We start from the raw sequence: 22,117 nt of genomic DNA, 5'->3' as shown, positions 1-22,117 counted from the left end.
TCCAATGTCGGGGCTACCCTGAAGCACATGGCACTTGCACGGCTTCACGGCGGCCCGCTGGACGGGCAGATCATCCCCCTCGGCGACGCGGACGACAAGCTGATCGTCCCCTACAGCGAGACGCAGGTGGTGTACAACCGCCGTAGCGAACCGCACAACACCGGCCCGAACGATGGGCCGACCGAGGTCGACTACTGGTTCGAAGAGTCTCTCGAGGATCTCACTCTCAACGACGATGACTGAACCGTCCCGCACGGTCGAGGTCGAGCGCAAATACGACGTCGACGGCGAGACCCCGCTGCCGGTCTGGGAAGCGATCCCCGGGGTCGACGCCGTCACCGCCGGGGAGGCCCGGGCGCTCGACGCCCAGTACTTCGACACGGCAGACGGTGAACTCGCCCGCGCGGGAGTGGCGCTGCGTCGTCGCACCGGCGGTCCGGACGAGGGCTGGCACGTGAAGGGACCGCGGCAGGGCGACGGTCGGCTCGAACTCGGGTGGCCGCTCGGTGAGGATGACGAGCTCCCCGCGGCCGTCGCCGACACCGTGTCCGCCTGGACGACCGCACCGCTCACCCCGCTCGCCCGCATCCGGAACGATCGCACCGCCTACCTGCTCACCGGTCCCGCGGGAGTCGTGGCCGAGTTCGTCGACGACCGGGTGCAGGCGACGGATCTCCGCAGCGACGTGCAGCGCGAATGGCGCGAGTGGGAGATGGAACTCGGTCCCGCGGCCCCGGCAGACGACGAGGCGCGCACCGCCTTCTTCGCTGCGGTGGAGCGCGCCGTCCTGGCCGCGGGAGGCCGGGAATCGGCATCCGGTTCCAAGCTCGCCCGCGCCCTCGGCTTCTAGTCAGACGGCCGAGCCGAACGCAACCCCTTTCCCGGGACGACACCGCGTGCTTGAGTGACAGCATGAGTCGACCGCCTGTGCTCCGATCGCTGCAGACGATCGTCCCCGACACCGTCCTCGTCCAGGAGCAGGTGCGCGACGTCTTCGCCCAGCAGCCCGACCTCGGACGATTGGCGCAGCGGATCGTCACGACGTCGTTCAACGTCTCGGGCATCGACCGGCGCCACACCGTGATCGACGAGTTGTCGCTCGACTCCGACGTGGCCGATCCCGTCTTCTTCGACCGGCGTTCCGGCGAGCTGCTGGCTCCGGGCACGAAGGCGCGCAACGACATCTACACCCGGGAGGCCGCCCGGCTCTTCGTCGACGTCGCGCGGCGGGCCCTCGACGCCGATCCCGAGATCGGCCCGGAGGATGTGACGCACGTCATCACGGTGTCCTGCACCGGGTTCCACGCTCCCGGACCGGAATACGAGATCGTGCGCGCTCTCGGGCTGTCCGATGCGGTGCAGCGCTTCCACCTCGGGTTCATGGGCTGCTACGCGTCGATGCCGGCGCTGCGGGCGGCGAGTCAGTTCTGCATCGCCGACGAGAACGCGGTCGTCCTGGTCGTCAGCGTCGAGCTGTGCACCCTGCATCTGCGCTCCTCGGAGAACCCGGACACGATCGTCGCCTCCTCGCTGTTCGCCGACGGTGCGGCGGCCGGCATCGTCACGGCCCGCGACCTTCCGTCGACATCACCCGCCCTGCGGTTGGACCGGTTCCACACGGCCATCGCCCCGGAGGGCGAGAAGGACATGGCCTGGACGATCGGCGACACCGGATTCGAGATGATCCTCTCCACCGCCGTCCCGCAGATCATCGGGGAGACCATCATCGGCGCGCTCCGGCCGCTGTACTCCGCTGATGCGGAGATGGCCGAAGCTTTCGAGGCGGGGCGGGTGGGGGAGAAGGTCGAGCACTGGGCGATCCACCCCGGGGGCCGCAGCATCCTGGACCGGGTGCAGGAGCGGATGCATCTCAGCGATGCGCAGCTGCACCCCGCCCGCGAAGTGCTGCGCGAGAACGGCAACATGTCCAGCGCCACGGTGCTCTTCGTCCTCAAGCGCATCCTGGAGGAGGAGGGCGCGGCTGCGGGCGAGCGTGTCGCCGCGATGGCCTTCGGGCCGGGGCTGACCGCCGAGAGCGCGCTGCTCACCGTCGTCGCCCCCTCGGCCTCATGAGTCCAGCACTGGCGGTCAGGGACGTCGAGACCCGTGAGCTGATGGACGATCCGCACGCCGATGCGCGAATGTTGGCGCGGACCTACGGACGCTTCGGCTTCGTGAACGCGCTGGTCTCGCGTCCTGGCACCCTCTATCGCCGCGATATCCTCCCGCGTGCGGAGCGTGCGGGGCGGCTGCGCATCCTCGATGTCGGCGCCGGCGGCGGAGACCTCTGCCGCCTGCTCGCGGGGCGGCTGCGTCACGACGGGTTCGACGCCGAGATCACCGCACTCGATGCCGATGAGCGGGCGATCCGGTGGGCCTCGGCGCACGACCGCGGCGCCGGCATCCGCTATCGACGGGCGCTGACCACCGAGCTGGTCGACGCGGGCGACACCTACGACGTCGTGCTGTCCAACCACGTGCTGCACCATCTGGATGAGGGCGAGCTCCAGACGGTGCTCAGCGACTCGCTGAGACTCGTCGCGCCGAACGGGCTGGTGTCCCACCACGACATCGCCCGGAGCCGGACCGCTCACGTGCTGTTCGCCGCGGCGACCTGGCCGATCTCGCGCACCCTCCTCGCCGACTCGTTCATCCGCGAAGACGGTCTCATCAGCATCCGACGCTCGTACACGGTCGCCGAGCTGACGGCGATCGCTCCGACCGGGTGGACCGTCCGCGGGGGACTGCCCTCGCGACTGGAGCTGCGGTGGGAGGAGGGCAGTGCCCGATCATGACGTGCTGATCGTGGGAGCAGGGCCGGTCGGTCTGCTCCTGGCCTGCCTGCTGCTGCAGGACGGATTGCGGGTGGTGGTCTGCGAGCGGCGCACGGATGCCGACGATCGGACCAGGGCGATCGGCATCCATCGGCCGGGGCTGGACGCTCTCGATGCGGTCGGAATCGGCACGGACGTCCGGTCGGAAGCGCTGCGGCTCGAAGGCGGAGAGGTGCGCAGCCGCCGCAGGGCCCTGGCCACGCTGACCTTCGCGCCGGATCGCCCCGTCCTGATCCTCCCGCAGCCGCGGACGAGTGCGCTGCTCCGAGCCCGGCTGCAGGCACTCTCTCCGGATGCGCTGATCTCCGGATGCACGGTGCAGAGTGTGCGGGGGACCGCCGATGCTGTTCAGGTCTTGACGCAGAGTGGGGCGGGACCGCGGACGTTCACGGCGTCGATCGTCGTGGGGGCGGACGGGGTGCGCAGCCGTCTGCGCGATGATCTCGATCTCGGCTGGGGCCGTCGTCCGGGACGCGCGTCGTACTCGATGCTCGACGTCGCAGACGCCTCACCGGGTGAGCATGCCGTCCTGCACTGCGAACCCGCCGGTCTCGTCGAGTCCTTCCCGCTTCCCGGTGGAGTGCGGCGCTGGGTCGTACGTGAAGGGTCCGACGGGGATCTGCGTGACCCCGAGGCCTTTCGCGCCGTGATCGAGGCGCGCACCGGGATCGCCATCCCGCTCCCGCCCGACGCGGAGCCGACTTCCTTCGTCGCCGCACAGCACCGGGCGACACGGCTGACCAGGGGTCGGGTCGTGCTCCTCGGAGACGCCGCGCACGAGATCAGTCCCATCGGCGGGCAGGGGATGAACCTGGGGTGGGTGGATGCCCGACGCCTCGCATCCGAGCTCGCGCGGTCGCTGCCGCATCGGATGCCGGAGCTGGCGAGGTTCGAGTGGCACGTCCTGCGCTCTGCGTCGCGCGCACAGCGGCGCTCGGCGTTCTACATGTCGATGGGTGCTCCGGCGCCGATGCCCGTGGTCCGCAGCAGGGAGCTCCTGATGCGCGCACTCGGCTCGCCGCCGGCGCGAGGATGGACGGCCGGACTCCTCACTATGCGCGGTCTCTGACGTACGGCCTCTGACGCACGAAGGCCCGGTCCGCAGTGCGCGGGACCGGGCCTTCGAGGGGGTGGATCAGAAGTTGATCATGTGGCCGGCGAGCCCGTGGAAGCCCTCCTGCAGCGCCTCCGACAGCGTCGGGTGCGTGTGCACGTTGCGGGCCAGCTCCAGGGCCGTGAGGTCCCACTTCTGGGCCAGCGTCAGCTCGGGCAGGAGCTCGGAGACATCCGGGCCGATCATGTGGGCGCCGATGAGCTCGAGGTGCTCGGCGTCGGCGATCAGCTTGACGAAGCCGACCGGCTCGCCCAGACCGTGCGCCTTGCCGTTCGCCATGAACGGGAAGGTGGCGACCTTGATCTCGCGCCCCTCGTCCTTGGCCTGCTGCTCGGTGAGGCCGAACGAGGCCACCTGCGGGGAGCAGAACGTCGCGCGCGGCATCATGCGGTAGTCGCCCAGTGTCTGCGTCTCCGCGCCGCCGATGGTCTCGGCCGCGACGACGCCCTGTGCCTCGGCCACGTGGGCGAGCTGCAGCTTGGCGGTCACGTCGCCGATGGCGTAGATGCCCTCGACGTTGGTGCGCATGTGGTCGTCGATGTCGATCGCGCCGCGCTCGGTCAGCTTCACACCCGTGGCCTCGAGGCCGAAGCCCTCGATGTTCGGGGCGAATCCGACCGACATGAGGACCTTGCCGGCCTCGATCGACGACTGCTGCCCGTCCTTGGCGGTGTAGGTGACGGTGACGGACGAGCCGTTGTCGACGACCGACTCCACCTTGGTGGAGGTGAGGATGTCGACGCCGTAGTTCTTGTACTGCTTCGCGATCTCCTTCGACACGTCGGCGTCCTCGTTGGGGAGCGCGCGGTCGAGGAACTCGATGATCGTGACCTTCACGCCGTAGTTCGTCATCACGTAGGCGAACTCCATGCCGATGGCGCCGGCGCCGACGATGACGATCGATTCGGGCAGCTCACGGCTCATGATCTGCTCTTCGTACGTGACGACGTTCTCGCTGAGCGTCACACCGGGCAGCAGGCGCACCTTGGAGCCGGTCGCGATGATCACGTTGTCGAAGGTGACCTCTTCAGTCGAGCCGTCGGCCTTGGCGACCGAGATGGCCTTGGGGCCCGTGAAGGTGCCGCGACCGTCGTACTCGGTCACCTTGTTCTTCTTCATCAGGAAGTGGATGCCCTTGACGCGGCCATCGGCGACCACGCGGCTGCGGTCGAACGCCTTGCCGTAGTCGATCGTGAACTCGCCGGAGATTCCGAAGAAATCAGCCTTGTGATTCAGTGTGTGCGCGAGCTCCGCGTTCTTCAGGAGCGCCTTGGACGGGATGCAGCCGACGTTGAGGCAGACACCGCCCCAGTACTTCTCCTCGATGATGGCGGTGGACAGACCGAGCTGCGCGCTGCGAACCGCAGCGACGTATCCGCCAGGACCTGCACCAAGGATGACGACGTCGTAATGTGGCATGCCTTAAGCCTATCGCTCTACGGGGGCGTCGGAACCGGTCGCGGAACCGCCACGACGGCGGCTCACGACGATCCACGTGACCACGCCGGCGACGACCAGCACCGCGACGATCACGAGTACCCAGATCCACGGGGACCCACCTTCGGCGTCACCGGAATCCGCCGCCGGCGTCGTGGTCGCCTCGGGGGCGGCAGTCTGCTCGGCCGTCGGTGCCGCGGACGTGGGGGCGGCAGTGGGTTCCTCTGTCGGAGCCGCGTCGTCGCCGACGGTCACGGTGAAGGAGTACTCGCCGGAGGTGGGATGACCGTCGCTCGAGACGACCTTCCAGATGACGTGGTACTCGCCGGCCGGGCCCGAGCCCTGCAGCGGCTGGGTGACGATCGCGCCGTCGACCGTCGCGGCGCCGTCGGTGATCGAGGAACCGTCGGGGCCGGTGACGACGACCTCGGTCGCGCCGTCGCCGTCGATGAGCTTCGCGCTGAAGGTGAGGGTCAGCGCCGAAGGCACGGTCTCGACGGACTCGTCCGCGGCCGGAGACGACGACACGAGCGCGTCGTGCGCGGAGGCCGAGAGCGGCGAGAGGAGAACGAGGAACGCAGCGAGCAGGGTGGCGGCGAGGGCGATCGGGGTCGCCGGGCGCCGCAGGGCTTTGGTCTTCACGGCTCCACCCTAGGAAACACCGGTATGTGGTGGCTGAGTGCGAAAGCGGCCTCCCGCGAGGGCCTCGGCATCCGTTAGTCTGGACAACCAAGGAGGGCACAGTGACTGACAGCGACAGCCGACCGGCCGGAGAAGCCGCGATCCACCGTTCCGGTGAGCAGAGACATGACGTGACGCAGACGTTCGGGCACGATTCCGACCTGTCATTCGTGCCGTTCGGGGTGGAACTCACCGATGTGGAGCAGAGCGCGATCAGCGCCCTCCCCGCAGGATCGGCGTTGCTGCTGGTCCGTTCCGGCGCCCTCGCCGGTGCGCGCTACCTCCTCGACACCGATGTGACCACGGTCGGCCGTCACCCGGAGGCCGACATCTTCTTCGACGACGTGACCGTGTCCCGTCGTCATGCCGAGATCACCCGCACCGGGTCGACGTTCGAGATCATCGATCAGCGCTCGCTCAACGGAACGTACGTCAACGGGGAGCGCGTCGACCGCAGCCCGCTCGTGGACGGCTCAGAACTGCGTGTCGGCAAGTTCCGCCTGAACTTCTTCGCCTCCCCTCGCGATCGCGCGGCGGCGAACGACTGATGGCGGCTACTCCCGCCCGCGAACGTTCCGCGTCCGCGGGCTTGCTGAGCATCGGCCAGGTCCTCGCTCGGCTCACACCGGAGTTCCCCGACCTCACCTCCAGCAAACTGCGCTTCCTCGAGGTGCAGGGCATCGTCAGTCCTTCTCGAACCGAGTCCGGCTACCGCAAGTTCTCCGCGTCGGACATCGAGAGGCTGCGGCTCGGCCTCACCCTGCAGCGCGACCACTATCTTCCGTTGAGCGTGATCCGCGAGCAGCTCGACGACGTCGATGCGGGTGGGGAGGCGACACCGCTCGCTCCGCCGCCCTCGATCATGCCGGCGCCGCGCAGATACCGTCGCGACGAGCTGCTGGCCGCAGCCGGTGCGGGCCCGCAGCTGCTCAACGATGCGATCAGCACCGGCGTCATCATCGCGCAGGAGAGCTACCAGGAGACGACGGTCACGCTGCTGCGCGGCCTCGTCGCCCTCGACCGCCACGGCATCGAGCCGCGGCACCTGCGTTCCCTGCGTCAGGGGGCGGAGCGCGAGGTCGCGCTCATCGAATCGGCGATGTCCGCGCTGCTGCGTCGGACGGACGCACCGTCTCGCGCCAAGGCCAGCGAACTCGCGCCCGAACTGGCGACGAAGATCGACGAAGTGCGCTCGCTCTTCGTCAGGGACGCACTGTCACGAGTGCTTTCGTAACGAACTGGTTGCGACACACCTTCGCGGTCCCGCGGATGTGATTGCCGGTGCCCAGGCACTGCTCTACCGTGGAAGATAACCGTTCCAGGGAGGATTTCAGATGAATGCGGATGAGCTCGCAGGAGACCCGCGGTTCGTACCCGAACTCCTCTTCACCGACGGTCTTCCGGCCATGGATGACGAGGTCGGCTACCGTGGCGCGGTCGCCGCTCGCGCCGCCGGCATCACCTACCGTCAGCTGGACTACTGGGCGCGTACCGAGCTGGTGGAACCCACCGTTCGCGGGGCGAACGGTTCCGGCTCGCAGCGTCTCTACGGCTTCCGCGACATCCTCGTGCTGAAGCTCGTGAAGAGCCTGCTCGACACGGGCATCTCGCTGCAGCAGATCCGAACGGCCGTCGACGAGCTGCGACGTGCGGGTATCCGCGACCTCGCCGGTACGACGCTCATGAGCGACGGTGCGTCGGTCTACCTGTGCACCTCGAACGACGAGGTCATCGACCTCGTGAGCCGCGGCCAGGGCGTCTTCGGCATCGCCGTCGGCAAGGTCCTCCGTGAGGTGGAGTCGACGCTGGTCGCATTCGATGCGACCGCTCCGGATCCGGTCGACGAGCTCTCCGCCCGTCGGACCAAGCGCTCCGCCTGACACCGCGCCTCCCCGACATACAGAAAACGGCCGTCCTCGATGAGGATGGCCGTTTCGCTGTGCGCGTGGGGAGGATCAGCTCTGTGGACCGCTCTCGGGCACGGCGATCCGACCGGTGCGGATGATCCGGTCGAGAAGTGAATCGAAGTCGGCCGCCAGTTCCTGGGCGGAATCGCCGGGCCAGATGTGCAGCGGCTTGGCGGCACCCTGCGCCTGCTGCAGCGAAGTGCGCTCCGGCAGCTGCGGGGAGAGCACGAGGGGGCCGAACATGTCGCGCAGTTCCTTGATGCGGAACTGGTGCTCGATGGACTGCGGGCGCACGCGGTTCACGACGATGCCGAGAGGCTGCAGCCGGGGAGAGAGACCGCGACGGATCTCCTCGATGGCGCGGAGGGCGCGATCGGCTGCGGCGACGGAGAAGAGACCGGGCTCGGTGACGACCATGACGCGATCGCTCGCGGCCCAGGCGGTGCGGGTCAGGGCGTTCAGCGAGGGCGCGCAGTCGACGAGCACGAGGTCGTAGTCCGCCTCGACGGAGGCGAGCGCCTCCTCGAGCTTCCAGACGTCGCGCACGCTCGGGTGCGGGCCGTCGAAGTTGATCGCAGAAGGGCTCCCGATCAGCACGTCGATGGTGCCGGGGTGGACCTTCGCCCAGCCGCTGGAGGTGATCGCCTGACGGACCACCTTCTCTTTCGGGTTCGCCAGGACGTCGGCGATGTTGAGTCGTCCGGCCACCTGGATGTCCATCCCGGTGGAGACGTCGGACTGCGGGTCGAGGTCGACGACGAGAGTCCGGACGCCTCGGGCGAAAGCCGCTGAGGCCAGCCCGAGTGTCACGGTCGTCTTGCCGACGCCCCCCTTGAGAGAGCTGACGCTGAGTACGTGCACGGACACCACGTTACCTTCCCCTAGGCTGAGGGAACACTCAGCCCCGCCCCATGCGCATCGAAAACGCTGCGCATCGAGCTTTCAGAGGTGTGCATGTTCCAGAAGATCCTTGTGGCGAACCGCGGCGAGATCGCGATCCGCGCATTCCGTGCAGCAGTCGAAGTGGGGGCGCGCACCGTCGCGGTGTTCCCTCATGAGGACCGCGGCTCGGTGCATCGGCTCAAGGCCGACGAGGCCTACGAGATCGGGGAGCGCGGCCATCCGGTGCGCGCATACCTCAACGTCGACGAGATCATCCGCGTCGCTCTCGAATCGGGAGCGGATGCGATCTATCCCGGATACGGCTTCCTCTCGGAGAACCATGAGCTGGCCGAGAAGGCTGCAGCCAACGGCATCGTGTTCATCGGTCCGCCCTCCAAAGTCCTGGAGATGGCGGGGAACAAGGTCGAGGCGAAGCGTCATGCGATCGAGGCGGGCGTGCCCGTCCTCCGATCCACGGAAGCCTCCGACGACGTCGATGCTCTCGTCGCCCAGGCGGAGGACATCGGGTTCCCGCTCTTCGCCAAGGCGGTCGCCGGCGGCGGCGGTCGCGGCATGCGCCGTGTCGAGACGTTCGGTGATCTCGCCCCCGCGCTGGCCGAGGCCATGCGCGAGGCGGCCAGCGCATTCGGAGACGCCCGGATGTTCCTCGAGCAGGCGGTCGTGCGCCCGCGGCACATCGAGGTGCAGATCCTCGCGGACAAGACCGGCGAGACCGTGCACCTGTTCGAGCGCGACTGCTCGGTGCAGCGACGTCACCAGAAGGTCGTGGAGATCGCTCCGGCTCCGAACCTCGACGACAGCGTCCGCACCGCGCTGCACGGGTACGCGGTCGCGTTCGCGCGGTCCATCGGCTACGAGAACGCCGGCACGGTCGAGTTCCTGCTCGAGACGGCGGGGGAGCGCACGGGCGAGGTCGTCTTCATCGAGATGAACCCGCGCATCCAGGTGGAGCACACGGTCACCGAGGAGGTGACCGACGTCGACCTCGTGCAGAGCCAGATGCGCATCGCGTCCGGGCAGACCCTCGCCGACCTCGGCCTGCAGCAGGAGAACCTGCATCTGCGTGGCGCCGCGCTGCAGTGCCGGATCACGACGGAGGACCCGACGCAGGGCTTCCGCCCCGACACCGGGAAGATCACGACCTACCGCTCGCCCGGTGGCGCCGGCATCCGTCTCGACGGCGGAACCGTCCACCAGGGGGCGCAGATCAGCCCGCACTTCGACTCCATGCTGGCGAAGCTGACCTGCCGTGGTCGCGACTTCCCCGCCGCCGTCGCCCGAGCGCGTCGCGCCCTGGCGGAGTTCCGCATCCGCGGGGTCTCCACCAACATCCCCTTCCTGCAGGCGCTGCTGGAAGACGACGCATTCATCGCGGGCGATGTGAGCACCTCGTTCATCGACGAGCGGCCCGAGCTTCTGCGTGGCCGGGTGTCGAAGGACCGTGGGACGAAGTACTTGAACTGGCTGGTCGATGTCACCGTCAACAAGCCGCACGGCGCCCACCCGGGTGTGATCGATCCCTCGTCGAAGCTGCCGACGGTCGATCTGACCGCGGAACCGCCGGCAGGCTCTCGTCAGCGGCTCCTCGAACTCGGGCCGGAGGGCTTCGCCCGCAGCCTCCGAGAGCAGACCGCACTGGCGATCACCGACACCACCTTCCGGGATGCGCACCAGTCCCTCCTGGCGACCCGGGTCCGCACGAAGGACCTCGTCGCCGCCGCTCCCTACCTGGCGCGGCTGACTCCCGGCCTGCTGTCCGTCGAGGCCTGGGGCGGCGCGACCTACGACGTCGCCCTGCGGTTCCTGGGAGAGGACCCGTGGGAGCGGCTCGACAAGCTGCGTGCCGCATTGCCGAACGTCGCGATCCAGATGCTGCTGCGCGGCCGCAACACGGTCGGCTACACGCCCTACCCGACGGCGGTCACCGAGGCGTTCGTCGCGGAGGCGGCTGCCAGTGGTGTCGACATCTTCCGCATCTTCGACGCGCTCAACGACGTGGAGCAGATGCGACCGGCGATCGAGGCCGTCCGCAAGACGGGCACGGCTGTCGCCGAGGTGGCGCTCTGCTACACCGGCGATCTGCTCGACCCCGCAGAAGACCTCTACACGCTCGACTACTACCTGCGCCTCGCCGACCAGATCGTCGAGGCGGGCGCGCACATCATCGCGATCAAGGACATGGCGGGCCTGCTGCGCCCGGCGGCCGCGGCGAAGCTCGTCGCAGCGCTGCGTGAGCGGTTCGACCTCCCGGTGCATCTGCACACGCACGACACGCCGGGCGGTCAGCTGGCCACGCTCCTCGCAGCTAGCGCCGTCGGCGTCGATGCCGTGGATGCGGCGTCGGCACCTCTGTCCGGCACCACGAGCCAGCCGTCCCTGTCTTCGCTCGTCGCAGCTCTCGCGCACACCGAGCGGGACAGCGGGATCTCGCTCGACGGAGTGTCCGACCTCGAGCCCTACTGGGAAGCGGTGCGTCGGGCGTACGCTCCGTTCGAGTCCGGGCTTCCGGGGCCGACGGGGCGCGTCTACCACCACGAGATCCCCGGCGGTCAGCTCTCGAATCTGCGTCAGCAGGCGAAGGCTCTGGGCCTCGCGGACGACTTCGAGCTCATCGAGGACATGTACGCAGCCGCCGATCGGATCCTGGGACGCGTGCCGAAGGTGACTCCCTCCTCCAAGGTGGTCGGCGACCTGGCCCTTCACCTCGCAGCCGTGAAGGCGGATCCCGCCGACTTCGAGGCCAACCCGGAGAAGTACGACGTGCCGGATTCGGTCGTCGGCTTCATGGCGGGCGAGCTGGGCGATCTGCCCGGCGGGTGGCCGGAGCCCTTCCGGACGAAGGTTCTCGCCGGACGCTCGGTGCGGCTCGGTCTCACGGAGATCACCTCGGAGGACGAGGCAGCACTCGCCGGAACCAGCGCCGAGCGGCGGACACGACTGAACACCCTGCTGTTCCCCGGACCGACCGCGGAATTCGCGCAGCGCCGTGAGCTCTTCGGCGATCTCTCCGTGCTCGACACCAGCGACTACCTCTACGGCTTGGTCGCAGGGCAGGAGCACATGATCGAGATCGATCGGGGAGTGCAGCTCTACGTCGGTATCGAAGCGATCGGTGAAGCGGACGACAAGGGCATGCGGACCGTGATGACGACGCTCAACGGACAGCTCCGCCCCGTGTTCGTGCGCGATCGCTCGATCGTCGTCGACGCGCACGAGGTGGAGAAGGCGGACACCTCTGTTCCCGGGCAGGTCGCGGCTCCGTTCTCGGGCGTCGTGACTCTGAAGGCCGAAGTCGGCGCCGCAGTGCGGGCCGGGGAGCCGGTCGCGTCGATCGAGGCGATGAAGATGGAAGCGGCCATCACCGCGCCGGTCGATGGCGTCATCGAGCGCCATGCGATCGCCGAGACGCAGCAGGTGGATGCCGGAGATCTTTTGGTCGTGATCCGCCCCGCGCACTAACCTTGTGCGGGCGAGGCCTGTGCACCATGTGCGCATACCCGAGGCCCGCACAGGCTGGGAGCGAGATCGTGACACCGAAGAACATCACTGACCCCGACGAGAGCCCGCTGGGGGTGCTCGATGAAGCCGCGTCACTCGACACGGCCGGCATCGGCATCCTCGGCGGGACCGCGCAGGTCAGCGTGACGCTGCCCAAGGACGAGGATGACGACCTCACCGACGACGGGGTCGTCGAGGGAGAGGTGGTCGGCGACCTCGTGATCGACCCTCCCGCTGCCGTGCAATCCGCGGTGGCGACCGCGTCCGCGGCGAAGCCGTTGGCCTCGGGGGAGCCCGCCGTGGAGGCGACCGCCGCTCCGACCGAGCGTGCGGCCCCCGCGAAGAAGCCGAAGAAGCAGAAGGCAGCGGCGAAGACCCCGATCCCGACCCCGGTCCCGGCTCCGAAGAAGGTCGAAGATCTCGGGCGTCCGGCGAGAGGGGTCGACGAGACCGCGGTCGAGAAGCCCGCGGTCGACGAGCCCGAGCCCGAGGCCGAGGTCGTCGAGTCGGCGGTCGTCCACGCCGCCGCGATCGACGAGGCCCCGGTGTCCTCGCCTCCGCTGGTCCATCCGCGTTCGGAGAACATCATCGATGCCGTGGTCATCGAAGAGCCCGACGCCACCGCGCTCGTCGATACGCCGGACGACGACGAGCAGTCCGAAGAGGCGGCCACTGCGGAACGCTTCCTCGCCAGAGCGAAGGCCGATGCCGCACCGGCGCCCGCCGCGTCCGTGCCTGCCCGAGCGTCCGTCGAGAAGGAGAACAGGTCCGTGTCCACTCCCGATGAGAACAAGTCCGTCGCCTCCCAGCCCGTCCGACCCGCTCCGCGCGTCGACGTCACGCTCACGTCCAAACGTCTGGACGACCTGGGCGATGCCTCGAGGGAGTCGGCTGACCTGCTGACCGCCGACCGGCTGCTCGACCCGCACCGGCTCGCGAAGCCCGAACCGGAAGGCGCGTGGAGCCACTTCCTCTATGCCGTCTCCGGGCGGCGCATCAACATCGGAGACGGGCGCCGTGCGCGCGAGCGCAAGGCCCTGTCGGCGCGGATCGCCGCTCCGCTCGCCGGCGGAGCGCGGTTCGTCCCGGTGCTCTCGCGCAAGGGGGGAGTCGGCAAGACGACGATCACCGCGCTGCTCGGCATGGCTCTCGCCGACGCACGCGAGGATCGCGTGATCGCTGTCGACGCCAACCCCGATCGGGGCACGCTCGCGGAGCGCATCGTGCGTCCGCACCACAGCAAGTCCGTGCGCGACCTCGTCCGCATCCATGACGACGTCAAGGGATACCACGACATCTCGGCCATCGTCGCCAGGGACGCGACACGACTCGACGTGCTCGCCTCCGACTCCGACCCGCGCATCGCCGAGGCCTTCAGCGACAGCGACTACCGTGACGTCGCCGGTGTCGCCGCGCACTACTACTCCCTGGTCCTCACAGACACCGGAACCGGCATCGTCCACTCTGTGATGTCGGCGACCCTCGACCTCGCGGATCAGATCGTCATCGTCTCCGGACTCAGCGTCGACGAGGCCCGGCTGGCCTCCGAGACCCTCACCTGGCTCGAGACCAACGGCTATGCGGAGCAGGCGCGCGACGCGATCGTGGTTCTCAACCAGTCGACGCCGGGAACCCCGTTGGTGCGACTGAACGAACTCCAGGCGCACTTCGCCACCCGTGCCCGCAGCGTCGTCCGTGTCCCCTATGACCCGCAGATCGCGGGTGGAGGGACGATCGTGTTCGCGAACCTGCTCCCGGAGACCCGGATCGCCGCCCGAGAGCTGGCGGCACTGCTGGTCGAGGGCCTGCGGGCGAAGGCTGCCTGATGGCGGTTCGTGAGATCCGCATCTTCGGCGACCCGGTTCTGCGCAGCGTCTGCGCACCGATCGACGAGATCGACGACGGTGTGCGGGCGCTCGTGGCCGACCTTGTCGACACCGTCGAACTCCCCGGACGTGCCGGCGTCGCCGCCCCGCAGATCGGTGTCGCGCTCCGCGCCTTCAGCTACAACATCGACGGCGACATCGGGTACGTGCTCAACCCCGTCCTCACCGAGGTGCGCGGTGAGCCGCAGCCGACGGGGGAGGGATGCCTCTCGGTTCCCGGCCTCTGGCACGATGCCCAGCGCTACCCGTGGGCGCGCGTCGAGGGCATCGACCTCGACGGTGAGACCGTGGTGCTCGAGGGCGAGGGGCTGCTCGCCCAGGCGCTGCAGCACGAGACCGATCACCTCGACGGCAAGCTCTTCCTGACGCGTCTCGACGCGGAGACCCGCAAGATCGCCATGCGCGAGGTCCGCGAGAGCGCCTGGTTCTGAACATACGAAGAAGGGCCCCGCGTGAGCGGGGCCCTTCTTCGTGAAGATCGTCCGTCGAAGCGTCAGCCGCCGATCGCCACGTTGGTCGTGGCGACGGGCTCGTCGTAGATCGCGGCGATCTCGTCGGCGAAGTCGTTCATGATGACGTTGCGCTTGATCGAGAGCTTCGGCGTCAGGTGACCGGAAGCCTCCGTCCACTCCGAGTCGAGGATCGTGAACTTCCGGATCGACTCGGCACGCGAGACGTGGGCGTTCGCGATGTCCACCGCTCGCTGCACCTCGGCGCGGACAGCGGCGTTCTTGGACGCGTCCTCGAGCGACATCTTCGCCTCGAGGCCGTTGTTCGCGAGCCACGTCGGGAGCATCTCGGGGTCGAGGGTGACGAGCGCCGAGATGAACGGACGCTGGTCGCCCACCACGACGACCTGTCCGATGATCGGGTTGGCGCGGATCGGGTCCTCGAGTGCTGCGGGAGCGACGTTCTTGCCGCCGGCGGTGACGATGATCTCCTTCTTGCGTCCGGTGATCGTGAGGAAGCCCTCGGAGTCGAAGCTGCCGATGTCACCGGTGTGGAACCAGCCGCCCTCGCTGAAGGCTTCCGCCGTCGCTTCGGGGTTGTTCCAGTACTCCTTGAACACGTTGATGCCGCGCACTTCGATCTCGCCGTCGTCGGCGAGGCGTACGCCCACACCCGGGAGCGCAGGGCCGACGGTCCCGATCTTGGACTTGTCCGCCAGGTTCACCGTCGCGGGTGCCGTCGTCTCGGTGAGACCGTATCCCTCGAGGATGACCACGCCGAGGCTGTGGAAGAAGTGACCCAGCCGCGAGCCCAGGGGAGCGGAGCCCGAGACGGCGTACACGACATTGCCGCCCATCGCCTCACGGAGCTTGCTGTACACGAGCTTGCTGAAGAGGGCGAACTTGAGCTTCATCCCGAACGGGATCTTCTTGCCCGCCTCCAGCAGCTTCGAGTGCTCGATGGCGACGTCGGCCGCGGCGCGGAAGATCTTGCCCTTGCCCCCGGCCTCGGCCTTCTGCTCGGCGGAGTTGTACACCTTCTCGAACACGCGGGGCACGGCGAGAAGGAAGGTGGGCTTGAACGACCCGAGCGCCGGCAGGAGCTGGCGCGTATCCGGCTGGTGACCGGTGCGCACCCCGGCGTGGATGTCGAGGATCGAGATGAAGCGCGCGAAGACGTGTGCCGTGGTGATGAAGAGCAGCGTGGACGCGCCGGGGGTCTGCACGACGGCGTCGAGCGCTTTGGCGGAGTTGCGGGACAGCTCGACGAAGTTGCTGTGCGTGAGGACACAGCCCTTCGGACGTCCGGTGGAGCCGGAGGTGTAGATGAGCGTCGCGATGTCGGAACCGACGGCGAGGGTGCGGCGTCGTTCGATCTCCGCGTCGGTCACCGAGGCGCCCTGAGCGGTCAGGGTGTCGATGGCCCCGAGGTGCAGCTGCCAGACCTCGCGGAGCAGCGGCAGGTCCCCGCGCACCTCATCGACGCGTGCGAAGTGCTCGGAGGTCTCCACGATCAGAGCGATCGCACCGGAGTCTTCGAGGATCCACTGGATCTGCGACGGCGAGCTGGTCTCGTAGATCGGCACCATCACCGCGCCGGCGTAGAAGAGCGCGAAATCCACGAGCGTCCACTCGTACGTCGTGCGTGCGAGGAAGCCGACCTTCTCGCCGGGCTGGATGCCGGCCGCGGCGAAGCCCTTCGCCAGAGCGACGACGGCCGTCTGGAAGTCGGCTGCGGAGATGTCGCGCCAGCCGTCGCCGTCGGGCACGGAGAAGAGCGCACGATCCGGAGTGGCTTCGACGCGCTTCACCAGCAGGTCGGCGACGTTCGCGTCGGGATCGGCGGGGACGATCGCGGGGACTTCAAACTGGACCACGGCAGCTCCTTCGGTACCGGTCGGGCACGGGTGTCCTTCGAGTGTAGGGCATGGAATCGGGTCGCGTCCGAGGTGAGACTCAGTCGCTCCTGAGGTCGAGAACGCGAGAACTCCGAGGCACGGGCCGCGGCGGCGCTAGACTTCACCTCGATGTTCTACTGGCTGATGAAGTACGTCGTTATCGGCCCCGTGGTCAAGGGTGTCTTCCGCCCCTGGATCGTGGGGCGGAACAACGTGCCCGCGAACGGTGCGGCGATCCTCGCGAGCAACCACCTCTCCTTCGCCGATTCCATCTTCCTGCCGCTGGTCATCGACCGGTCGATGTCCTTCCTCGCGAAGAGCGACTACTTCACCGGTCGCGGGCTCAAAGGCTGGGCGACGAAGTTCTTCATGAAGGCCACCGGTCAGATCCCGATCGACCGGTCCGGCGGCAAGGCCTCGGAGGCCTCCCTGAACACGGGGCTTCAGGTGCTCGGCGGTGGCGACCTGCTCGGCATCTACCCCGAGGGCACGCGCAGCCCCGACGGCAAGCTGTACCGCGGCCGCACGGGTATCGCCCGGATGGCATTGGAGGCGAAAGTCCCCGTCGTCCCTGTGATCATGGTCGACACCGACACGGCGATGCCGATCGGTCGGCGCCTGCCGCGCATCGTGCGCGTCGGCATCGTGATCGGGGAGCCTCTCGACTTCTCCCGGTACGCCGGCATGGAGAACGACCGCTACATCCTCCGATCGGTCACCGACGAGATCATGGTGGCCCTGCAGCGCCTCGGCGAGCAGACCTACGAGGACGTCTACGCGTCGACGGTCAAAGACCGCCTCCCGACCCGCGTCACATAGCCCTCGGCGCGCGTCTGGGCGGTACGCGCGACCACTAGGCTGGAACGCATGCTCCCGCACCACATCGAAGCCCTTGATGCATGGCGCTCGCTTCCCATCAAGCAGCAGCCGCAGTGGCCCGACGCGGACCGCGTCGCCGACGTCTCCCGTCAGATCGCAGGCCTCCCGCCGCTGGTGTTCGCGGGTGAGGTCGACAACCTCCGCGAGCGCCTCGCGCGCGCCGCCTCCGGGCAGGCGTTCCTCCTGCAAGGCGGAGACTGCGCCGAGACCTTCGCGGGAGCGACGGCCGAGCAGATCCGCAATCGCATCAAGACGGTGCTGCAGATGGCCGTGGTGCTGACCTACGGCGCGTCGATGCCGATCGTCAAGATGGGCCGCATGGCCGGTCAGTTCGCCAAGCCGCGCTCCAGCAACAACGAGACGCGTGGCGAGGTCACCCTGCCCGCGTACCGCGGCGACATCGTGAACGGCTACGACTTCACCGAGGGATCCCGCACGGCGGACCCTGCTCGTCTCCTGCAGGGGTACCACACGGCGGCATCCACGCTGAACCTGATCCGTGCGTTCACGCAGGGTGGGTTCGCCGACCTCCGCGAGGTGCACTCGTGGAACAAGGGCTTCGCGCAGAACCCGGCCAACCAGCGTTACGAGCGTATGGCGGCCGAGATCGACCGTGCGATCAAGTTCATGGAGGCGGCGGGTGCCGACTTCGATGAGCTCAAGCGAGTGGAGTTCTTCACCGGCCACGAGGGCCTGCTGATGGACTACGAGCGTCCGATGACGCGCATCGACTCGCGCACCGACACCCCGTACAACACCTCCGCACACTTCCTCTGGATCGGCGAGCGCACGCGAGAGCTCGACGGCGCGCACGTCGACTACTTCTCCAAGATCCGCAACCCGATCGGAGTGAAGCTCGGACCGACGACGACGCCCGAGACCGCGCTCGCCCTGATCGACAAGCTCGACCCCGAGCGTGAGCCCGGTCGGCTCACCTTCATCACGCGGATGGGTGCGGGCAAGATCCGCGACGCTCTGCCGCCGCTGCTCGAGGCCGTCCGTGACTCCGGGGCGCAGCCGCTGTGGGTCACCGACCCGATGCACGGCAACGGCATCACCACGCCGACCGGATACAAGACCCGTCGCTTCGACGACGTCGTCGACGAGGTGCGCGGCTTCTTCGAGGCGCACCGTGCGGTCGGCACGTTCCCGGGCGGGATCCACGTCGAGCTCACCGGGGACGACGTCACCGAGTGCCTCGGCGGGTCCGAGCAGATCGACGAGGCCGCGCTGGCGACCCGCTACGAGAGCCTGTGCGACCCGCGCCTGAACCACATGCAGTCGCTGGAGCTGGCGTTCCTCGTGGCCGAGGAGCTCGAGAAGCGCTGACGCTGTAGACGAAGAGGGGGCCGGAATCGCATTCCGGCCCCCTCTTCGTCTGTTCGGCCTCAGCCGGAGAAGCTCATCGTGAGGGTGATGGTCGTACCCTTGCGCTGGGCGTCGGTCGGGCTGTACGACTCGACCTTGGTGTTCTCGTTGGCGAAGAGATCCCACACCGAATCCGGGAGTCCGGTGCCGCTCGTGTACGACCACTTGAAGCCGGCGTCGTTCAGCGCGCGCGTCGCCTCGTCACGGGTCTTTCCGGACACATCGGGCACGTCGAACAGCGGGGGACCCTCGGAGATGATGAGCTGCACGGTCTCGCCCGGGCGCCAGGCGCCTTCCGTCGGCCGGTCGGCGATCCCGATGACCCGGTCCTTCCCGATGCCGTCGCTGGTCTGGTAGAGGCTGTCCGGGTTGACCTTCAGCCCCTTGCCCGTGAGCGCGTCCGTGGCCTGGGCGACGCTGAGGTCGCTGACATCGGGGACCGCGCCGCGCGACACCTGGATCGTCGCCGTGTCGGTCTCATGTACCGTGCAGCCCTCGGCGCAGCCGAATGCGTCTCCGCCGTCGCGCGGTGTTATGCGGACGTTGATGACCTTGCCGTCGTCGAGGTCACCGAAGTATTCCTCGTCGTCCGTGAGTTCGAGGTTGGCCGCCTGCAGCGCCGCGCGGACGTCGTCCGACGCCACGCCGGCGACCGGGGCGATGTCGTGGGATGCAGGACCCGACGACACCACGACCGTGACGGTCGTCCCCTTGTCGAGGCGGGCACCTTCTTCGGGGTCGGTCTCTATCACCGCACCGGCCTCGACATCGACGGAAGGCTCGTCCTTCTGCGTCGGGACGAACCCGGCGTCGACCAGGAGGGCCGCGGCCTCGTCGTACGTCTTGCCGGCGACACCCGGCACGGCGATCAGTGAGCCGGGGCCGGATCCGAACCACCAGCCCACACCGCCGGCGAGCACCGCCAACAGCAGCACCAGTGTCAGGAGGAACGCTCCGCGGGCCCGGCGCTTCGACGCTCGGCGTCGAAGGAGCGTCGCGTTGTCGATCTCGGCAGGGACCGGCGCAGTCGGATCCGCGATGACCATCGTCCCCGGCATCACCTTGGTGAGGTCTCCGGAGTCGGCATGGCTGTGTTGCGGAGCGGTCGCTCTCGCTGCGGTCGGGGTGACACCGAGTTCGCGCTCGATGGCACGCAGGCGCTCGAGCATCTGCTGGGCGTCGTCCGGTCGCTCGTCGGGAGACTTCTCCGTCGCCCAGAGCACGAGTTCGTCGAGCTGTTCCGGCACGGCGGGGTTGCGCACGCTCGGACGCGGCACCGACTCGGTGGCGTGCTGGAACGCGATCTGCATGGGCTGCTCGCCCTTGTAGGGCTGCTCGCCGACGAGCATCTCGTACAGCATGATGCCGAGGGCATAGATGTCGCTGCGGGCGTCCGCGGTCCCACGGGTCACCAGCTCCGGGGCGAGGTAGGCGATCGTCCCGAGCAGCTGCTGCCCGGTCGCCGTGTTCGCCGTGGTCGCTCTGGCCAGCCCGAAGTCGCCGATCTTGATGCGCCCGTCCTCCGCGAGGAGCACGTTCTCCGGCTTGACGTCGCGGTGCACGATTCCGGCGCGATGCGCGGCCGAGAGCCCGGCGAGGATCGCATCCATGATCGTGATCGTCTGCGGGATGGTGAGTCGTTTCTGCTCACGCAGCAGCTCGCGCAGTGTGATGCCGGGCAGATACTCCATCACGAGGTAGGCGAGTTCGCCGTCCTGCCCCTGATCGAAGACGTTGACGACGTGCGGATCCGCCAGCCTGGCGGCTGCGCGGGCCTCCTGGATGAAGCGGCTCTGGAATGCCGAATCGTCGCTGAGGTGGGCGTGCATGACCTTGAGCGCGATGCGCCGCTCGAGGCGGAGGTCGGTGGCGACGTAGACCGTCGCCATCCCTCCGCGTGCGATCCGAGCGCGGACGCGGTAGCGACCGTCGACAAGCCGCCCGATGAGGGGGTCGGCCTGCTGATTGGTCGTCACGTCAGAATTCTATTGAGAACTGCCTGAAAGACAGGGGAGCGGCTCACCTCTCGACCCTGCGGATTTTATGGAAGTGGTCAGCCGTGGAGGGCGAGCCAGCTGTAGGCCTGCGTCTCCCACTGCCCGTACTTGTCCGGATAGGCGGAGATCTGCACGGCCTGAGCGGCCGATGTGAACGGCATGCTCTCCCATCCGGCGACGTCGAGCAGGCCGCGCGTCACATGTCCGTTGGGGTCGTTCCGGCCGCCGTAGAAGACGCGAGTGCTCCGGTCGGCGTCCATGATCTGCGCGGGGGTTCCCCACCCGGTGCTCGGACGCTGCTGGAAGATGCCGAGCGAATCGCGGTCGCCCCAGTCGAGGTTGCGGAGTCCCGATTCCACCATGCCGGTCGCGAGTGCGAGGGCGATCGCCCGATCGGGGACGCCGAGCTCTCGACCGACGCGGATGATGAGCGACGCGTTCGCCGCCTGCTCGCTGTCGAGGGTCGCGGACCGCTGTCCGCCCGTCGTGGCTGCTGCCGCCGCGGGAGGTGCGGCAACAGGTGCCGCACGAACCGCGAGCTTCTGCCCGGGGTAGATGATCGAGGACGGGCCCAGTCCGTTCAGGGCGAACACCGTCTGCGTGGTGATGCCGTACTTCTGGGCGATCCCGAACACGGTGTCGCCGGCGACGACGGTGTGCGATGCCGTGGCGGCGGGCGTGGGCGCGGACGCCGGTGCTGCTGCCGGTGCGGCGGCGGGCGCAGCCGATCCGGCCACCGACAGGCTCTGACCGGGGTAGATCACCGATGCGCGCGTGAGTCCGTTCGCGGCCAGGACCGCATCGACGGTGGTTCCGTACTTCTGCGCGATGGCGTACACGGTGTCGCCCGCAACCACCTTGTGCGAGGCGGAGGGCGCAGCAGCGGGAGCAGGAGCAGGGGCGGGCGCCGTGGCTGCCGTCCGCAGCGTCAGAGTCTGGCCGGGGTAGATCACCGAGCGCCAGGAGAGACCATTCCAGGTGAGCACGTCGACGGTGCGGAGTCCGAACCTCGAGGCGATGGACGAGACCGTGTCGCCCGGGCGCACGACATAGCTCGCCGGTGCGGCCTGGGCGGGCACCACGCGCACGGGCGTGCTGCGCTGGCGCTCGACAGGAGCGAGATCGGTGGTCGTCGCGGCGGCTTCGGCCGGCGCGGCGGTGAGAGTAGCGGCGAGAGCGCCGAGCACGGCGGCGGGCACTCCGAACTGCAGGCTTCGCGTCCGACGCGTGGCGGTCTTGGTTCTCAAGGCGGGCCCCCTTTTCGAG

The 22,117-nt window shown here is 68.5% G+C and carries 19 protein-coding genes; 13 read left to right on the top strand and 6 right to left on the bottom strand.

The window, feature by feature from the left end:
- Positions 1–27 precede the first annotated feature (27 nt).
- The 5 genes from CQ034_RS05780 to CQ034_RS05760 all read left to right on the top strand — a co-directional run bounded on the left by CQ034_RS05780 (position 28) and on the right by CQ034_RS05760 (position 3,903).
- A complete protein-coding gene (locus CQ034_RS05780; protein WP_029261531.1) occupies positions 28–243 on the top strand; it encodes a hypothetical protein in 216 nt (71 codons plus the stop codon).
- Positions 236–850 carry a CYTH domain-containing protein gene (locus tag CQ034_RS05775; protein ID WP_105710209.1) on the top strand — a complete coding sequence of 205 codons (615 nt, stop codon included), beginning with the start codon at positions 236–238 and terminating at the stop codon, positions 848–850. The genes CQ034_RS05780 and CQ034_RS05775 overlap by 8 nt, the downstream gene beginning before the upstream one ends.
- A gap of 62 nt (positions 851–912) precedes the next feature.
- Positions 913–2,073 carry a type III polyketide synthase gene (locus CQ034_RS05770; protein ID WP_181156216.1) on the top strand — a complete coding sequence of 387 codons (1,161 nt, stop codon included), beginning with the start codon at positions 913–915 and terminating at the stop codon, positions 2,071–2,073.
- Positions 2,070–2,795, top strand: a complete 726-nt coding sequence (locus tag CQ034_RS05765; RefSeq protein ID WP_105710207.1) for a methyltransferase domain-containing protein — start codon at positions 2,070–2,072, stop codon at positions 2,793–2,795. The genes CQ034_RS05770 and CQ034_RS05765 overlap by 4 nt, the downstream gene beginning before the upstream one ends.
- Complete coding sequence (locus CQ034_RS05760; RefSeq protein WP_105710206.1) at positions 2,782–3,903, top strand: NAD(P)/FAD-dependent oxidoreductase; 1,122 nt, start codon at positions 2,782–2,784, stop codon at positions 3,901–3,903. Before CQ034_RS05765 ends, CQ034_RS05760 begins: the two co-directional genes overlap by 14 nt.
- 66 nt (positions 3,904–3,969) lie before the next feature.
- On the opposite strand, the gene lpdA is transcribed toward CQ034_RS05760, so the two are convergent.
- Positions 3,970–5,367 carry a dihydrolipoyl dehydrogenase gene (gene lpdA, locus CQ034_RS05755; protein ID WP_029261536.1) on the bottom strand — a complete coding sequence of 466 codons (1,398 nt, stop codon included), beginning with the start codon at positions 5,365–5,367 and terminating at the stop codon, positions 3,970–3,972.
- Positions 5,368–5,376: 9 nt separating this feature from the next.
- Positions 5,377–6,027 carry a copper resistance CopC family protein gene (locus tag CQ034_RS05750; protein WP_105710205.1) on the bottom strand — a complete coding sequence of 217 codons (651 nt, stop codon included), beginning with the start codon at positions 6,025–6,027 and terminating at the stop codon, positions 5,377–5,379.
- A gap of 101 nt (positions 6,028–6,128) precedes the next feature.
- Here CQ034_RS05750 and CQ034_RS05745 point away from each other — a divergent pair, with 101 nt between their 5' ends.
- From CQ034_RS05745 to CQ034_RS05735, 3 genes are all read left to right on the top strand, one after another.
- The gene (locus tag CQ034_RS05745) at positions 6,129–6,614 is read left to right on the top strand and encodes an FHA domain-containing protein (RefSeq protein WP_029261538.1); all 486 of its coding nucleotides are present in this window, start codon (positions 6,129–6,131) and stop codon (positions 6,612–6,614) included.
- Complete coding sequence (locus CQ034_RS05740; RefSeq protein WP_105710204.1) at positions 6,614–7,300, top strand: MerR family transcriptional regulator; 687 nt, start codon at positions 6,614–6,616, stop codon at positions 7,298–7,300. The genes CQ034_RS05745 and CQ034_RS05740 overlap by 1 nt, the downstream gene beginning before the upstream one ends.
- 100 nt (positions 7,301–7,400) lie before the next feature.
- Complete coding sequence (locus CQ034_RS05735; protein WP_029261540.1) at positions 7,401–7,946, top strand: MerR family transcriptional regulator; 546 nt, start codon at positions 7,401–7,403, stop codon at positions 7,944–7,946.
- 75 nt (positions 7,947–8,021) lie between these two features.
- Here the strand turns inward: CQ034_RS05735 and CQ034_RS05730 are convergent, their stop codons facing one another.
- A complete protein-coding gene (locus CQ034_RS05730) occupies positions 8,022–8,834 on the bottom strand; it encodes a ParA family protein (RefSeq protein WP_029261541.1) in 813 nt (270 codons plus the stop codon).
- A gap of 93 nt (positions 8,835–8,927) precedes the next feature.
- Here CQ034_RS05730 and CQ034_RS05725 point away from each other — a divergent pair, with 93 nt between their 5' ends.
- The 3 genes from CQ034_RS05725 (at position 8,928) to CQ034_RS05715 (ending at position 14,691) form a co-directional block, all read left to right on the top strand.
- The gene (locus CQ034_RS05725; protein WP_105710203.1) at positions 8,928–12,335 is read left to right on the top strand and encodes a pyruvate carboxylase; all 3,408 of its coding nucleotides are present in this window, start codon (positions 8,928–8,930) and stop codon (positions 12,333–12,335) included.
- A gap of 68 nt (positions 12,336–12,403) precedes the next feature.
- Positions 12,404–14,200 carry an AAA family ATPase gene (locus CQ034_RS05720; RefSeq protein WP_258134080.1) on the top strand — a complete coding sequence of 599 codons (1,797 nt, stop codon included), beginning with the start codon at positions 12,404–12,406 and terminating at the stop codon, positions 14,198–14,200.
- A complete protein-coding gene (locus CQ034_RS05715; RefSeq protein ID WP_105710201.1) occupies positions 14,200–14,691 on the top strand; it encodes a peptide deformylase in 492 nt (163 codons plus the stop codon). The genes CQ034_RS05720 and CQ034_RS05715 overlap by 1 nt, the downstream gene beginning before the upstream one ends.
- Before the next feature lie 62 nt (positions 14,692–14,753).
- Here the strand turns inward: CQ034_RS05715 and CQ034_RS05710 are convergent, their stop codons facing one another.
- Positions 14,754–16,586 (bottom strand): long-chain fatty acid--CoA ligase, encoded by a 1,833-nt coding sequence (locus CQ034_RS05710; protein ID WP_105710200.1) that lies wholly within the window; start codon positions 16,584–16,586, stop codon positions 14,754–14,756.
- Positions 16,587–16,736: 150 nt separating this feature from the next.
- Between CQ034_RS05710 and CQ034_RS05705 the strand changes: the two genes are divergently transcribed.
- Positions 16,737–17,426, top strand: a complete 690-nt coding sequence (locus CQ034_RS05705; RefSeq protein WP_029261546.1) for a 1-acyl-sn-glycerol-3-phosphate acyltransferase — start codon at positions 16,737–16,739, stop codon at positions 17,424–17,426.
- Positions 17,427–17,474: 48 nt separating this feature from the next.
- Complete coding sequence (locus CQ034_RS05700) at positions 17,475–18,815, top strand: class II 3-deoxy-7-phosphoheptulonate synthase (RefSeq protein ID WP_105710199.1); 1,341 nt, start codon at positions 17,475–17,477, stop codon at positions 18,813–18,815.
- 59 nt (positions 18,816–18,874) lie between these two features.
- Here the strand turns inward: CQ034_RS05700 and pknB are convergent, their stop codons facing one another.
- Together pknB and CQ034_RS05690 are read right to left on the bottom strand one after the other, a co-directional pair.
- Entirely contained in the window at positions 18,875–20,830 is a 1,956-nt protein-coding gene (gene pknB, locus CQ034_RS05695; protein ID WP_105710198.1) for a Stk1 family PASTA domain-containing Ser/Thr kinase, read from the bottom strand.
- Between the two features lie 77 nt (positions 20,831–20,907).
- Positions 20,908–22,098, bottom strand: a complete 1,191-nt coding sequence (locus tag CQ034_RS05690) for a LysM peptidoglycan-binding domain-containing protein (RefSeq protein ID WP_258134078.1) — start codon at positions 22,096–22,098, stop codon at positions 20,908–20,910.
- Between the last annotated feature and the right edge of the window lie 19 nt (positions 22,099–22,117).

Origin of the sequence: Microbacterium sp. MYb45, from assembly GCF_002979655.1 — a bacterium.
Taxonomy (GTDB): domain Bacteria; phylum Actinomycetota; class Actinomycetes; order Actinomycetales; family Microbacteriaceae; genus Microbacterium.
This window is presented reverse-complemented; position numbering and strand designations above follow the sequence as displayed.

Coding starts and splice junctions, on each gene's coding strand:
- CQ034_RS05780 (WP_029261531.1), top strand. CDS start 28: ATGGCACTTGCACGGCTTCACGGCGGCCCGCTGGACGGGCAGATCATC.
- CQ034_RS05775 (WP_105710209.1), top strand. CDS start 236: ATGACTGAACCGTCCCGCACGGTCGAGGTCGAGCGCAAATACGACGTC.
- CQ034_RS05770 (WP_181156216.1), top strand. CDS start 913: ATGAGTCGACCGCCTGTGCTCCGATCGCTGCAGACGATCGTCCCCGAC.
- CQ034_RS05765 (WP_105710207.1), top strand. CDS start 2,070: ATGAGTCCAGCACTGGCGGTCAGGGACGTCGAGACCCGTGAGCTGATG.
- lpdA (WP_029261536.1), bottom strand. CDS start 5,367: ATGCCACATTACGACGTCGTCATCCTTGGTGCAGGTCCTGGCGGATAC.
- CQ034_RS05740 (WP_105710204.1), top strand. CDS start 6,614: ATGGCGGCTACTCCCGCCCGCGAACGTTCCGCGTCCGCGGGCTTGCTG.
- CQ034_RS05735 (WP_029261540.1), top strand. CDS start 7,401: ATGAATGCGGATGAGCTCGCAGGAGACCCGCGGTTCGTACCCGAACTC.
- CQ034_RS05725 (WP_105710203.1), top strand. CDS start 8,928: ATGTTCCAGAAGATCCTTGTGGCGAACCGCGGCGAGATCGCGATCCGC.
- CQ034_RS05715 (WP_105710201.1), top strand. CDS start 14,200: ATGGCGGTTCGTGAGATCCGCATCTTCGGCGACCCGGTTCTGCGCAGC.
- CQ034_RS05705 (WP_029261546.1), top strand. CDS start 16,737: ATGTTCTACTGGCTGATGAAGTACGTCGTTATCGGCCCCGTGGTCAAG.
- CQ034_RS05700 (WP_105710199.1), top strand. CDS start 17,475: ATGCTCCCGCACCACATCGAAGCCCTTGATGCATGGCGCTCGCTTCCC.